The sequence below is a fragment of the Bifidobacterium scaligerum genome (genome assembly GCF_002802865.1).
In the GTDB taxonomy this organism is placed as follows: domain Bacteria; phylum Actinomycetota; class Actinomycetes; order Actinomycetales; family Bifidobacteriaceae; genus Bifidobacterium; species Bifidobacterium scaligerum.
Genome location: NZ_PGLQ01000002.1, coordinates 281,404 through 295,324, shown reverse-complemented (window position 1 = coordinate 295,324; position 13,921 = coordinate 281,404). Strand labels below are relative to the sequence as shown.

Below are 13,921 nucleotides of genomic sequence, written 5' to 3'. Positions count from 1 at the left end.
AACCAGAAGGTGCATTGTGGCTCAATCCAAACTTGATGAAGTCGTATCCCTTGCGAAGCGTCGCGGCTTCGTGTTCCCCGCCGGCGAGATCTACGGCGGCACCCGTTCCGCTTGGGATTACGGCCCGCTCGGCGTCGCGCTGAAGGACAATATCAAGCGCGAATGGTGGCGTTCGATGGTCGTCACCCGCCCCGATGTGGTCGGTGTCGATACCTCCATCATCCTGCCGACCCCGGTGTGGGTCGCTTCCGGCCACGTCGCCGTATTCAACGATCCGCTGGTGGAGTGCCTGAACTGCCACAAGCGCAATCGCGCCGACAAGCTGCAGGAGTCCTATGCCGAGAAGCATGGCGACAAGCTGCCTGAGAACGGTATGGCCGATATTGTGTGCCCCGACTGCGGTACCCGTGGCAAGTGGACCGAACCGCGTGATTTCAACATGATGCTGCGCACGCACCTCGGCCCAGTCGAGGATGAGAACAGCCTGCACTATCTGCGTCCCGAAACCGCTCAGGGCATTTTCGTGGACTTCAAGAACGTGATGACCTCGTCCCGTTCCAAGCCGCCGTTCGGCATCGCGAACATGGGCAAGTCCTTCCGTAACGAGATCACGCCCGGCAATTTCATCTTCCGTACCCGTGAGTTCGAGCAGATGGAGATGGAGTTCTTCGTCAAGCCCGGTACCGATGAGGAATGGCATCAGTACTGGATCGATGCCCGTACCCAGTGGTATCTGGACCTTGGCGTCAAGCCGGAGAACCTGCGTCACTATGAGCATCCGAAGGAGAAGCTGGCCCACTACTCGAAGCGTACGGTGGATATCGAATACAAGTTCGGTTTCCAGGGCTCCGATTGGGGCGAGCTCGAAGGTGTGGCCAACCGCACCGACTTCGATCTGTCCGCTCATGCCAAGCACTCCGGCGAGGATCTGAGCTACTTCAACCAGGCCACCGGCGAAAAGTACGTACCGTACGTGATCGAGCCGGCCGCAGGTCTGACCCGTTCGCTGATGTGCTTCCTCGTGGACGCCTACGACGTCGATGAGGCCCCGAACACCAAGGGCGGCGTGGACAAGCGTACCGTGCTGCGTCTCGACCCGAGGCTCGCCCCGGTCAAGGCCGCTGTGCTGCCGCTCTCCAAGAAGCCGGAATTGCAGAGCGTGGCGCAGAACCTGGCGGCTGATCTGCGCTTCAACGAGTGGATGATCGACTACGACGAGGCCGGTGCCATCGGCCGTCGTTACCGTCGTGAGGATGAGATCGGCACTCCGCTGTGCATCACTGTCGATTTCGATACGCTTGAGGATCAGGCGGTTACCATTCGCGATCGTGACACGATGAATCAGGAGCGCGTCGCACTGGACAAGGTGGCTGACTATGTGGCAGCCCGTATCGGTGAAAAGCGCACCCGCGTGCCGATGAAGCCGGTTGCTCTGGGCGGCGAGCCCTGGCCGGATTCGGTGAAGATCAACGAGGCCGGCGGCCTGTACTGATCCACCTGCCATTTCCGTTCTTCTTGAGCGTCGGAAGCGGAAATGTAACGCGAAACTGAGGGGTAGTCGAAGGCCATCGCCAGAGCGGTGGAGGCCGGGCTACCCCTCAGTCGGCTCACGCTGCGGCGTGCGTTGTGGAATATTCTGCAAGTCGACCTTCATTTCGTGTATAGAAAGACCCACTGGGATTCCTGTGTGTTCACGGCTCGATATGGCAAAGGCGAGCCAAGGAGACAGAAAGCAACGTGACAGATACCCCCGAAACCGTAATCACCGCGCCTCGCGAGACCGATAACCTTGATCCGCGCACGGATGCGCCGGTCCGACCGGCAGAGCCGGTGCATATGGCACCCGTACAGCTCGGCGGCATCACCGTGCCGACCCCGGTGGTGCTCTCGCCCATGGCAGGCGTGACCAACTGGCCGTTTCGCGTCCTGTGCGAAGAATATGGTCCAGACGGCCTGTACGTGGCTGAGATGATCACCGCCCGTGCATTGGTGGCGCGCAATCCCAAAGCGTTGCGCCTGTGCCGGTTTGCACCCAGCGAGAAAATCCGTTCGTTGCAGCTGTATGGCGTGAATCCGTCCATCACCGAGCAGGCTGCGCGCATCGTGGTTGATGAAGGCATGGCTGATCACGTGGATCTGAATTTCGGTTGTCCGGTGCCCAAGGTCACCCGCCGTGGAGGCGGCTCAGCGTTGCCTTGGAAAACCGACATCTTCACCGAACTCATTCATCGTGTGGTCGCCGTATGCGAACCGGCGGGCATCCCTGTAACCGCGAAGATTCGCGTCGGCATCGATCATGATCATGAGACCTTCCTTCAAGCCGGCCACATTGCGCAAGAAGAGGGCGCCAAGGCCGTGACCTTGCATGCCCGAACTACTGCGGAATACTATGGCGGCCATTCCGATTGGTCGCGTATCGGCGAGCTTAAAGCGCATCTTGATGTTCCGGTCTTCGGTAACGGAGACATCTGGGGTGCCGAAGACGCATTGGAAATGGTGCGCGAGACCGGATGCGACGGCGTAGCTATCGGCCGCGGCTGTCAAGGCCGGCCGTGGCTGTTCGCCAATATCAAGAATGCCTTCGAGGGCAGCGACGAGCGCATCAATCCGAACCTTGGCGAGGTCGGGCGGATCATCCGACGCCATGCCGAATTGCTCACCGAGTTCTATGACGGTGATGAGACGATGGCTGTGCATGATCTGCGCAAGCATATCGCTTGGTATTTGAAGGGCTTCCCAGTCGGAGGCTCCACGCGCAAGGCGTTCATGGAATGCGAGACGTTGGATGACGTGAACCGTCAGATCGATCGTCTCGACCCGACGATCGAATACCCTCCCCGTGTCATCGACAAGCCGCGAGGCCGAGTGAGGTTCGCCAAGAAGGTGCATCTGCCCTACGGATGGCTGGATTCCCGAACTACCACACATGAGGAGCGGGAGACCTTGTTCGGTGATGATCCGATGGATGCCAGCTACTGACCAGATGCAGCAAGACATGCATAAGGCGCTTTTGGGCGTGCAAACCACGAAAAAAATACACACAACACGCGCTTTTGGGCGTGTGAAATTTCCCCCGGCAGTAGCCTGTTTGCGCTACTCTTGGGTGTAACCGTGAAGTGACAGGAGCCAAACGTGAGCGAGATCGCGCAGACAGAGTTCAACGACAAGACCAATATCAAGGTCGTCGGCGTCGGCGGAGCCGGTGGAAACGCCGTTAACCGCATGATTGCCGAAGGCTTGCAGAACGTTGAATTTGTGGCGGTGAATACCGATGCGAAGGATCTTCTGCGCTCCGATGCCGACGTGAAAATCTCCCTGTCTGACAAGACCAGTCGAGGTCTGGGCGCCGGTGCCGATCCGGAGAAGGGTGCGAAGGCGGCCCAGGATCATCAGTCGGATATCGAAGAGTCCCTTAAGGGTGCGGACATGGTGTTCGTCACCTGTGGCGAGGGTGGTGGTACCGGTACCGGTGCAAGCCCCATTGTTGCGCGTGCCGCGCACCAGCAGGGCGCTCTTACCATCGCGGTTGTCACTCGCCCGTTCAGCTTCGAAGGCCCACAGCGTGCCGCTTCCGCAGATTACGGCATCGATAACCTGCGCAAGGAAGTCGATGCACTGATTGTGATTCCCAACGACCGTCTGTTGGAGCTTTCCGATCGTTCCATCGGCATCATCGAGGCGTTCAAGACCGCGGATACGGCATTGCTGGCCGGCGTGCAGGGCATCACCGATCTGATTTCCATGAATTCGTACATTCACGTCGATTTCTCCGACGTGAACTCCATCCTGCGCGGTGCCGGTACTGCGCTGTTTGGCATCGGTTCGGCGCGGGGCGAGGATCGCGCCACTCAGGCGGCCGAGATCGCCATCAGCTCCCCGTTGCTGGAAGAGAGCATCGAGGGTGCGCATGGCGCCCTGATTAACATCGCTGGTCCGACCGATCTGAAGTTGCAGGAAGCTTCCGCCGCCACTGAACTGGTGCGTAAGGCCATTCATCCGGAGGCGCAGATCATTTGGGGTCTCGCCTTGGACGACGCTTACGGCGACGAAGTGCGTGTCACCGTCATCGCCGCTGGATTCGATCCGGTGTCTCCTCAGGACGAACCGGCTGCTCCGGCTATCCCGATGCCGGTGGCGAAGCCCGCTGCGGTTAGCCCTAAGACTCCGACATCCGCTCCGGCTCAGCCCGCATCCGCTCCGGCTCAGCCTGCAGCCGCTCCTGCTATGCCGGCGGCCCCTACGGTTTCTCCAACTTCGCTGCCGTTCGACAACCCGACTTCCGCACAGCCGAACATTACGGTCAATGATCCCGCCGGCGATCTCGACATTCCCGATTTCCTGCGCTGAAAGGACTGATCCATGGCAGGATTCATGAAAAACGCGATGTCCTATCTGGGTATGAGCGATGTTGTGGATGATGACGACGAGTACTTCGAGGAGGAGGACGAGCAGAAGCCGGCCGCCAAGTCTGCCTTCGACTCTGATCATGCGGTGACGCCGATGGCTTCGACCGCTCCTTCCACACCTTCCTCGAATACCAAGCCGTTCCCCGGCGGTCGTGTGAATCGAATCACCACCATTCATCCGAAGTCGTATGAGGATGCGCAGCTGGTTGGTCGTGCGTTACGTGACGGCGTGCCTGTCGTGTTGAACCTGACCGGCGTGGCAGAAGCCGTGGCGTATCGCATTGTGGACTTTTCCGCCGGCGTGGTGTTCGGTGTGCGCGGTTCTCTGGAACGTGTTACTCCCCGGGTGTTCCTGCTCAGTCCAGCACAGGTGAACATCAAGGTGGAGGAACCGTCCAAACCGTCCTCGGCGCACGATCTGTTCGCAGACTGAGCCGTATATCGTTCATACAGCTTGTACATACAGCCGATTCCCAGCGGGGAGTCGGCTGTTGTTCATTGTGCTTCAAGCATACTGTTCGCGCGCAATTGTTACTGTGAGCACTATGCTTTCTTTGACTTTCGCCATCATCGGCCGTGTGCTTGCATGGCTGATCAACGCCTATATCACCGTGCTCTTCATCCGTATGATTCTCGATTGGGTTTCGGTGCTGGCACGCAACTGGTATCCGCGCGGCGTCGTAGCCCAGCTGATCAACGTAGTCTATTCGATTACCGAACCGCCGTTGAGATGGCTGCGTCAGTACATTCGCCCCCTGCCTTTGGGGGGTATCTATCTCGATGTGAGTTTTATCGTGCTCTACTTCGCTCTGGTGGTACTCGAAAATATTGTTTTGGTGATCTTCTAAGGCCTTTTCCTGCAACGTTTTGCGGGCACATGCATTGCGGTGATGATGCGAAGGACCACTAAAGCGGTTTTTGGTCTGATATATGCAACAAAAACCACTGTTTATGCCCCGAAACGATGGGGTCGTGATAGCATTCTGATTTGAGACCAACGTAAGTGCGGGCAATGCCCCAAAGCGAGGTGCAAGATTTATGGCTCTGTTGACGCCGAAGGATATTAGGGAGCATACCTTCCAAACGGTCCGATTCAAGGAAGGATATGATGTCGACGAGGTCGACGACTTCCTCGATCAGGTTACGGAAACGGTTGAGGCTCTGGGCCGTCAGGCGGTAGCCGGCGGTCAGGCCACCCAGTCTTTGGGTCCGGATGTGAGCAAGCTCAATGCCAAGATTTCCGAGTTGAATGGTCAGGTCCAGCAGCTGCAGGCTGAGAACGCCGGTTTGAAGGAAGCCGCCGCAAAGGCGCAGCAGGCCGCTCAGGCAAGCGGTGATCAGGCTGCGCAGCTGGCTAACGCCAAGCTCAATGAGGCCGAAGAATCCAACCGTGCGCTCTCCTCTCAGAACGAGCAGCTTAAGGGTCAAGTGGACCAGCTCAACGCTCAGATCGACCAGCTCACCGCTCAGGCGGCTCAGGCTTCCGGCAATCAGGAAGCCGTCGGCCAGAAGATCGCCGCCATTCAGCAGGAGCGCGACCAGTTCCGTGCCGCCAACGAAGAGCTCCAGCGTCAACTCGCTGCCGCCCAGCAGCAGGGTGCCGCAGCCCAGCAGCAGGGTGCCGCAGCCCAGCAGCAGGCCGCCCAGATTCAGGATCTTTCTCGTCAGCTGGAAGAAGCCAAGCAGCGTGAGAACCAGCTGCGTACTCAGGTCTCCAAGGTCGAGCCGAGCACCGAGACCGGCTCCCTGCAGAAGATCGCCGGCGCTGCCTCTATGCCGGGTACCGAGCCGGAGCGCGCCACCGCCATGCTTACCTTGGCCATGCAGCTGCACGACCAGTATGTGGAAAAGGGCAAGAACAAGGCCAAGGAGATCACCGAGGCCAGCCAGAACCGTTACAACGATCTGGTGACCAAGGCGAACAACTACTCCGATCGTACCCGTAGCGAGGCAGACGAGTACTCCACTCGCACTCGTTCCGAGGCGGATACGTACTCCGATCGCACCCGTAGCGAGGCGGACGCCTACCGCGATAAGACCCATGCGGATGCCGAGACCTACTCGCAGAACACTCGTTCCGAGGCGGATGCTTATTCCGTCAAGACTCGTCAGGATGCGGACAACTACTCCAAGACCCAGCACGAGGATGCGGACAACTACGAGAAGGAAGTGCAGCAGCGTGCCGCCGAGTATGACAAGAATACTCGCAACGCCGCCGATACGTATGCTCAGCAGGTTCGTGACAACCTCCAGAACCAGTCCAAGGTCGTGGAGGGCAACATCCAGAGCCTCAAGCAGTTCGAAACCGAATACCGTGCTCGTCTGACCGAATACCTCGGCCAGCTGGCCGCTCAGGTGTCCGAGTCGAACAACTACGCCGACCAGACCTCGTCCAAGAACGACTGAGCGTAGGCAGGTACGGTCGTATGACGAACCAACAGGGACGGCTGCGCACCCGCGTGGCCGTCTTTGCATGTGTGGCGGCAATCGCGTTGATCGTCGACCAGCTCACTAAGGCGTGGGCAATGGCGGCGCTATCCGGAGGGCAGACGGTCCGAGTGATTCCCGGTCTGTTGTCGTTTACGTTAGTGCGTAATCCCGGAGCGTCACTGGGCATGGGATCAGGTGCCACGTGGATGATCAGCCTTGTGGCGTTGGTTGCTTGTGTGGCCATGGCGATACTGGGCGTGCGTACGGTTTCGATGAAATGGTCCATGATCATTGCTCTGGCATTTGCCGGAGCGTTGGGCAATCTCATCGACCGAGTGATGTATGCGGATGGTTTTTTGAACGGCAAGGTTGTGGATTTCCTCAACTACGGCTGGTCTGTAGGCAATGTGGCGGATATCTACCTTGTTGTGGCCGGGGTGGTTATGGTCCTGCTGATTCTTATGGGAGAACCGTTCAGCGAGAAGGATCTGGAACCGGCAACCGAAGAACACTCACAGGACGGGAGTGCCGATTCGAAGGCGGACGTCCTATGAGCCGTATGGTTCCTGCGCCGGACGCCTTGGTCGGCAAACGTTTTGATGTAGCCGTCGCGAAAATGCTGGGTATATCCCGCTCCAAAGCCGCCGATCTGATTGACGATGGTCAGGCCCGCATATTGGGCAAGCAAGTGTCTCGATCCAGCACGCTGGCGGCGGGGGAGACCGTAGAATTCGATTTGGTTCAGGAACAGGTCGAGCCGGAACCTATTGCCGACGATATGGCCGTGGTCTATGAGGACGACGATATCGTCGTGGTGGATAAGCCGGTAGGCGTGGCCGCCCACGCTTCCGTGGGATGGACGGGCCCTACGGTGCTTGGCTCATTGCGTGATCGTGGCGTCCATATCACTTCATATGGTGCTGCGGGGCGTGAAGGCATCGTCTCCCGTCTCGATGTGGGAACATCCGGCCTGATGCTGGTGTGCAAATCGGATCTGGCATACACCGAAATGCGTCGGCAGTTTTCCGAACACGAGGTTCGCAAAACCTATCATGCGCTGGTACAGGGAGTATTGAAGCAGGATAGGGCCACCATTGAGGCTCCGATCGGGCGTGCCAAGGTATCCGATTTTCGCTTCTGCGTCACGCCTGCCGGCAAACCGGCAGTGACCCATTGGGATGTGATGGAGCGTTTCGGGCATGAGGCCACACTGGTAAGCGTCAATCTGGAGACCGGACGCACTCACCAGATTCGTGTGCATTTCTCCTCGATCGGGCATCCGCTGTGCGGAGATCCCATGTATGGCGCCAATCCGGTGCTTGCTGAAGCCCTCGGCCTTGAACGTCAGTGGTTGCACGCCATGAAACTCGAATTCCGTCACCCGCGTACTCGGGTTTGGACCACTGTTGAATCCCATTATCCGGCCGACTTGGCAGGTGCCCTTGCTGTTATGCGTGCCCGTCATACCGAATCGGATTGAGTCCGTCTCAAATCAGGTCTTTAGGATCGATGCGGAAACGGAGCTCGCCGGGCTCGCGTGCAGCCACATGGCGGGCGGTCTCCCGGTGCAGACGCTCCGCCAATGCGCTACGAAGCGTTTGCGGGACACGGACCACTACCTTCACCCGATCGGCTGTAGCCTCAAGCTCGCGGGCATCCACGGTCTGCGGCTGGGCGATCGGTACCGGCCCAAGCAGAGCTGGCATGTCGTCGCATACCGCCCAATCACCGCTGAGAACGCCGATACGGTCCATCAGCGTCATCACCGCATCTCTACGCCCCCATACGCAGGCGGCTGCCACAGTGGGCGGCATGCCGGTGGCTTTGCGCTCTTGGAGATCATCAGTCGCGAGAATCCTGGAATCCCACAGCATCAACGATTGCGCGATGACCGGATCGGTCTCTCCGAGGATCAGTGCCTGGCCGCCCCGTGACCGAGGTGCGCAAAGACTTACCGCACGCATCCATGCGGTAAGCGTATCCAGTCGTGCGTCCACTCCAAGGTCGTACAAACTGGTCCATGCATCCAGAATGGCCACGGCTCGGTATTCATGACCGCCGGAACCTTGTTCGGCGCTGATCGGACGCACGCGAGGTTCGAAACCCGGTGTGGCGATGACGATGGCGGGGCGGCACGCCACATCGCGTACCAGTCCCTGTGTTTTGCTGGAAAGCACTACTGGCACCCCTCGGAAAAGACCGGATAGTTCGGCTGCGGTTCCGGCAGCACCCACACGGACCACTCGCATGCGTTCGTGTTTGCATTCGGGGCATTGCCAATGCAAAGCGGCGGCACCGCACCAGCGGCATCGTGGAGTGGGATCCTGACGATCGGCAGGCAGCTGCAAAGGGCCTGAGCACTTTGCGCATCGGGCTTGCTTATGACAATGCGCGCAGCTGAGCGTCTCGGCGATGCCGTCTTGCGGAATGGAAAGCAGTACGGGACCGGTTTCCAGTGCTTTGTTCAGCACACGCACCGCGGTATGCGGTACGCGCGCGCCGATGGAGGGATCAGCCAGTCGGGCCAGTTCATCGCGGTTGAGCCAACGAACCCAAGGCGTGGCGTCTTTCAGTGGAGAGGCCAATGGATGAATATCGACGGAAAAACCGCTGACCGGCGTCTCTACCGTATGCGCGGAGGTGTCGCATTCCCACTGGCTTTGCGCAGTACGTGCCTGTGCCATAGCCACGAATACACCGTTATGTGCTTTCGCTCTGAGCCGCATGACACCACGTGCCTGCGGGTAGGGCATCATACCGTCCATATTCTGATAGGCAGCATCCTCCAGAATGGCGAACAAGGCCGGTCCTTCGACCGGCGCGTACATTACCGATCGTGTGCCGATCACCACTTTGACCTGTCCCAATGCCACAGCCAGGTAAGCACGGTACCGGTCTGCGGATGGCATAGTCTCCGCGTTGAGCACGGCCACATCGCCCACCCATCCTCCGGTGGGCCCCGGCGCAAAGGGAACCAGTCCATAATTGCGCAATGTCAACAGCAGATCATCTACCTCACGCATGGTGGGAAGCTCGACTATGGCCTGTTTGCCGGCGCAGAGCGCACTGGCCACCATCCATGCCATATCGCGTTGCCATTGGCGAGCTCCCGGCATGGCATCGAACACCAAGGAATGAAATCGTTGTCCGGATAACGCGTCCTTGAGCATACTGGCATTGGCGTAACTTGCGGCAATGCGTCGATACCCTTGTTCCACTCCGTCTCGTACGCTGGCAGCCACAGAAAACGGCGCATCGGCGTCGTATTTGGACATGTCGTCGGATCGCAAGCCGCGGCCGGCGAATCCAGTGCCGGCAGAACTTGCAGACTGAATACTGTCTCCAGCGTCGGCTCTGGTCTCAGTTTGCGCAAACGACAGAGCACCACCTACCGGACGGGCGAATGAAGCGGCCATACGCTGTTCGGTCTCCACTTTGGCCACTCGTGGAGGCACGGCAAAACGGAGGATATTGGCTCGTGTCCCGCCGTAGGCGAGGGCTATCAACCCGATATCACGGCGCATCGAATCAGGCACCAGCACATCCGGGCTCAACACCCGATCGAGATAACGCAGCGATGAACGAGGAGTGCCAGAATCAGCTGCACGAGACCAGATGATGCCACTGACCCGCCGACCGCCGAACCGTACACGTACCAGAACACCGGGCCGGGCGGCCTCATCGTCCTTCTCGTCGACCAGATAGTCGAACGTCTGGCCCAGATGCAAAGCCTGCACGTCCAGTACCACTTGGGCAATCGGGAATTCCGCAGCCGGAACATGTTCTGCGGGCGCACGCTTACGCCGCTTGCGCGGTGCCAATCCCGCAAGCGTCAATTGTTCGGCGTCCACAGCAGTCATGCCCTCACTATAAGCGGCGCAGCAATACTCGGTAAAATTTTACCGAAGTCAGTTCAGCGCAAATAATCAAGTACGCGAGTCAGGTCGCGTACGTTGATCGCATCGTCAGCGGCAAGCTGTGTTTTCGGTTTGGCGCAGAACGCCAAACCAAGGCCTGCGGCCTGAATCATCGGAATATCGTTCGCTCCATCTCCTACGGCCACGGTCTGGCTCATCGGCACGCCAAGACGTTCCGCCCATGATTTCAATGCGTGCAGTTTCACGGTTTTGCATACGATATCGCCCAGCACCTTGCCGGTGAGCTTGCCGTCGGCCACGTCGAGACGGTTCGCGATCCAATAATCGATATGTCCCTCGGCGGCCAATCGGTCTACAACTTCATGGAAGCCTCCGGAAACCACGCCCACTTTCCAACCATGAGCATGCAGGGTGTCGATGAGCTCCAATGCGCCATGGGTGAAGTGTAGTTTGTCGTGCACGGTGTCGAATACGGAAACCGGCAGGCCCTTCAGCAACGCCACACGGGCTCGTAACGCATCGCAGAACTCCAGCTCGCCACGCATCGCGCGTTCGGTCACGGCTGCGATTTCCTCACCGCAGCCGGCGGCCTCTCCCAACTCGTCGATGACCTCTTCGTCAATGAGCGTGGAGTCCACATCCATCACCAGCAGTCCCGGCTTGGCCAGCGTCGGGGCGAGCGGCATCCCATGCTCATCTGTCTGTGACTGGTCGGAGTCCATGCCAAAACCATGCAGGTCATGCAGTCCGGTTTCCGAGTTGTCAACAAAATGCACATCTTCTTGCGTCATGCCTTCGATTCTCGAAAAACCTTGGGACAATGCCCCCTATGAGTTTTTCTGCTGCTGTCATTGCCGTGTCCCATGGCGTACTTGCCGCTGAGGCACCGATATGCACCACATCCGAAGGTGGACTGATCGGTACCATCACCGATTGGCTGATCACCCTGATGGAAACCGTCGGGGGAATCGGTGTGGCGCTTGCCATCGCATTGGAATCCGTATTCCCGCCCATTCCCTCGGAGGTGATCCTGCCACTGGCCGGATTCACCGCGGCACGAGGCACGTTAAGCCTACCGGCCGCCATTATCTGGGCCACCGTGGGATCGGTGCTGGGCGCATGGATGCTGTACGGCATCTCCCGTTGGGTGGGGCTGCATCGCATCAACCGTGCGGCGGATAAGATTCCCGGCGTCAGCCGTAAGGACGTAGGCAAAGCCAACGACTGGTTCACCAAGTACGGCACATGGTCGGTGCTGATCGGTCGTGTGATTCCAGTGGTCCGTTCATTGATCTCCATTCCGGCCGGCTTCAATCGTATGAATTTCCTGCATTTCACCGGATGGACCCTGCTCGGCTCGGCTGTATGGAACACCATTCTGGTTTCCGCCGGTTATCTGCTCGGCGACCAGTGGTGCTCCATCCAAGGAGCGCTCGGCGTGTTCGAGGATGTGGTCATTGGCGCGGTGATTGTGATCATCGTCTGGCTCATCGCACGCAAAGTGCGTACGCTGTTGCGTAGCAGGAAGTCGGCTCACGAGTCCGAGTGAATGGGATTCGATCGTCGGCGCAGCCCACGCCGATACGCTCGGCCTCAAGCGCCAAGAAGGAATACATGACCGCAACCGAAGATCTCGCCGAACTCAATGATCGGCTCATGGCCAAGAACCATGCGCTCGCCGAAGCGCTCACCCGAGCCGGCAAGGAACTCACCAAAGCCAAGTCGCAGCTTGCCCAGTTGGCGCAGCCGCCGCTCACCTTCGCAACCATGATCAAGGTGGACTCCACGCGGACCGACGACGATGGCATCCAGCATGCTTCGGCGGAGGTCATCTCCGGTAGCCGGCGCATGGTGGTACCTGTGGCGGCTAATGTGAATGCCGCGCGATTGGTTGCCGGCGCCACGGTGATGCTCAACGAGAAGCTGGTATTGGTGGAACAGCGGGACGCGGACACCGTCGGTCAGATTCGCACCGTTCGCCAGCCACTTGACGACGGTCGTATCATCGTCGCTGACGCATCCGGCAATCCTGTACTTGTTCGACGAGCTACTGCGCTTGCACATCAAAGCGTCAATCAAGGTGACCGGGTGATTGTGGACCCGTCCGTAAGGATGGCCATCGAACTGTTGCCGGCAGAAGGCGATCGTGATCTGGTACTTGAAGAGACGCCGGACGTTACCTTCCGTGACATCGGCGGCTTGGATGAGGAGATCGGCCGCATACGTGACGCTGTGCAGCTGCCATTCCAACATCGTGCGTTGTTCGAGCGTTACGACTTGAAGCCTCCGAAAGGTGTACTGCTGTACGGACCTCCCGGCAACGGCAAAACGATGATCGCCAAGGCCGTGGCGAACGCCCTATGCGAAGGTGGATACGATGTGGACGGTGACGGAATCGTCAGCGATGCCGAACGCATGGTCAAAGGCGTGTTCCTTTCCGTCAAAGGTCCGGAACTGCTGAATAAGTATGTGGGCGAATCCGAACGACTCATCCGACTCATCTTCCAGCGGGCTCGCGAACGTGCCGCTGAAGGCAAACCGGTGGTGGTGTTCATCGACGAGATGGATTCGCTGCTGAGAACCCGCGGTTCCGGTGTCTCCTCGGATGTGGAGACTACCATCGTGCCGCAGTTCCTCTCCGAACTCGACGGCGTGGAAACTTTGGACAATGTGATGGTGATCGGTGCCTCCAACCGTGTGGACATGATCGACCCCGCGGTACTGAGGCCGGGACGATTGGATGTCAAAATCCGTGTGGGGCGGCCCTCTCGCGCCCAAGCCGTGGCCATCGTGAACCATTACCTGACCGATGATCTGCCGCTGGAAGCCGGAGTGGACGCCCATGCCCTGTCCGAGGTGCTGGTGCAGGACATATACGAGGCCACCGAACGGCGTCATCTCTGTGATGTGCAGGGTGAGGACGGCCAATGGTCCGCTTTGTATCTGAAGGACGTGGTTTCCGGTGCCATGCTCAAGAACGTGGTGGACCGCGCCAAAACCCGCGCCGTCAAGCAGTCCATCGAATCGGGCGAAGCCGTGGCCATCACCGTGCCATTGCTCGCCGCCGCGGTGGAGGACGAATATCGCGAGTCCAGTGATTCGATGGTGGATGTGGACCCTGTACAGTGGGCGCTGATCAACGGTATGGATCCGATACGTCGCATCCGTGCATGCAGACAGTAGCATCAGACGGCAAGTTGAACGACG

The 13,921-nt window shown here is 59.0% G+C and carries 12 protein-coding genes; 10 read left to right on the top strand and 2 right to left on the bottom strand.

Going from position 1 to position 13,921, the window contains the following annotated elements; translation table 11 throughout:
- Nucleotides 1–16 precede the first annotated feature (16 nt).
- The 8 genes from CUU80_RS04370 to CUU80_RS04335 all read left to right on the top strand — a co-directional run bounded on the left by CUU80_RS04370 (nucleotide 17) and on the right by CUU80_RS04335 (nucleotide 8,316).
- Nucleotides 17–1,492 (top strand): glycine--tRNA ligase, encoded by a 1,476-nt coding sequence (locus CUU80_RS04370; RefSeq protein WP_100496138.1) that lies wholly within the window; start codon nucleotides 17–19, stop codon nucleotides 1,490–1,492.
- Nucleotides 1,493–1,737: 245 nt separating this feature from the next.
- Entirely contained in the window at nucleotides 1,738–2,979 is a 1,242-nt protein-coding gene (dusB, locus tag CUU80_RS04365) for a tRNA dihydrouridine synthase DusB (protein WP_100496137.1), read from the top strand.
- Nucleotides 2,980–3,132: 153 nt separating this feature from the next.
- Complete coding sequence (gene ftsZ / locus CUU80_RS04360; RefSeq protein WP_100496136.1) at nucleotides 3,133–4,347, top strand: cell division protein FtsZ; 1,215 nt, start codon at nucleotides 3,133–3,135, stop codon at nucleotides 4,345–4,347.
- A 12-nt stretch (nucleotides 4,348–4,359) separates the two neighbouring features.
- Entirely contained in the window at nucleotides 4,360–4,839 is a 480-nt protein-coding gene (locus CUU80_RS04355; RefSeq protein ID WP_100496135.1) for a cell division protein SepF, read from the top strand.
- A gap of 112 nt (nucleotides 4,840–4,951) precedes the next feature.
- Nucleotides 4,952–5,254 (top strand): YggT family protein, encoded by a 303-nt coding sequence (locus tag CUU80_RS04350; protein ID WP_100496134.1) that lies wholly within the window; start codon nucleotides 4,952–4,954, stop codon nucleotides 5,252–5,254.
- A 190-nt stretch (nucleotides 5,255–5,444) separates the two neighbouring features.
- The gene (locus CUU80_RS04345; RefSeq protein ID WP_100496133.1) at nucleotides 5,445–6,812 is read left to right on the top strand and encodes a DivIVA domain-containing protein; all 1,368 of its coding nucleotides are present in this window, start codon (nucleotides 5,445–5,447) and stop codon (nucleotides 6,810–6,812) included.
- Nucleotides 6,813–6,832: 20 nt separating this feature from the next.
- Nucleotides 6,833–7,390 carry a signal peptidase II gene (locus CUU80_RS04340; protein ID WP_100496132.1) on the top strand — a complete coding sequence of 186 codons (558 nt, stop codon included), beginning with the start codon at nucleotides 6,833–6,835 and terminating at the stop codon, nucleotides 7,388–7,390.
- Nucleotides 7,387–8,316, top strand: coding sequence for an RluA family pseudouridine synthase (locus CUU80_RS04335; protein WP_100496131.1), 930 nt, complete (start codon nucleotides 7,387–7,389; stop codon nucleotides 8,314–8,316). The genes CUU80_RS04340 and CUU80_RS04335 overlap by 4 nt, the downstream gene beginning before the upstream one ends.
- A gap of 7 nt (nucleotides 8,317–8,323) precedes the next feature.
- Here CUU80_RS04335 and CUU80_RS04330 read toward each other — a convergent pair whose 3' ends face one another.
- Together CUU80_RS04330 and serB are read right to left on the bottom strand one after the other, a co-directional pair.
- Complete coding sequence (locus CUU80_RS04330; RefSeq protein ID WP_100496130.1) at nucleotides 8,324–10,696, bottom strand: primosomal protein N'; 2,373 nt, start codon at nucleotides 10,694–10,696, stop codon at nucleotides 8,324–8,326.
- A gap of 53 nt (nucleotides 10,697–10,749) precedes the next feature.
- On the bottom strand, nucleotides 10,750–11,436 hold the full coding sequence (gene serB / locus CUU80_RS04325) for a phosphoserine phosphatase SerB (protein WP_243388662.1): 687 nt from the start codon (nucleotides 11,434–11,436) through the stop codon (nucleotides 10,750–10,752).
- A 107-nt stretch (nucleotides 11,437–11,543) separates the two neighbouring features.
- On the opposite strand from serB, the gene CUU80_RS04320 reads away from it, so the two are divergent.
- Nucleotides 11,544–12,263, top strand: coding sequence for a DedA family protein (locus CUU80_RS04320; protein ID WP_100496128.1), 720 nt, complete (start codon nucleotides 11,544–11,546; stop codon nucleotides 12,261–12,263).
- Between the two features lie 65 nt (nucleotides 12,264–12,328).
- Nucleotides 12,329–13,897 (top strand): proteasome ATPase, encoded by a 1,569-nt coding sequence (gene arc / locus CUU80_RS04315; RefSeq protein WP_100496127.1) that lies wholly within the window; start codon nucleotides 12,329–12,331, stop codon nucleotides 13,895–13,897.
- Nucleotides 13,898–13,921 lie beyond the last annotated feature (24 nt).

Bases quoted from the DNA above. Each gene is read 5' to 3' on its own strand.
- CUU80_RS04350 (WP_100496134.1), top strand. From the start codon at position 4,952: ATGCTTTCTTTGACTTTCGCCATCATCGGCCGTGTGCTTGCATGGCTG.
- serB (WP_243388662.1), bottom strand. From the start codon at position 11,436: ATGGACTCCGACCAGTCACAGACAGATGAGCATGGGATGCCGCTCGCC.
- CUU80_RS04320 (WP_100496128.1), top strand. From the start codon at position 11,544: ATGAGTTTTTCTGCTGCTGTCATTGCCGTGTCCCATGGCGTACTTGCC.
- CUU80_RS04335 (WP_100496131.1), top strand. From the start codon at position 7,387: ATGAGCCGTATGGTTCCTGCGCCGGACGCCTTGGTCGGCAAACGTTTT.
- CUU80_RS04345 (WP_100496133.1), top strand. From the start codon at position 5,445: ATGGCTCTGTTGACGCCGAAGGATATTAGGGAGCATACCTTCCAAACG.
- CUU80_RS04355 (WP_100496135.1), top strand. From the start codon at position 4,360: ATGGCAGGATTCATGAAAAACGCGATGTCCTATCTGGGTATGAGCGAT.
- arc (WP_100496127.1), top strand. From the start codon at position 12,329: ATGACCGCAACCGAAGATCTCGCCGAACTCAATGATCGGCTCATGGCC.
- CUU80_RS04340 (WP_100496132.1), top strand. From the start codon at position 6,833: ATGACGAACCAACAGGGACGGCTGCGCACCCGCGTGGCCGTCTTTGCA.
- CUU80_RS04330 (WP_100496130.1), bottom strand. From the start codon at position 10,696: ATGACTGCTGTGGACGCCGAACAATTGACGCTTGCGGGATTGGCACCG.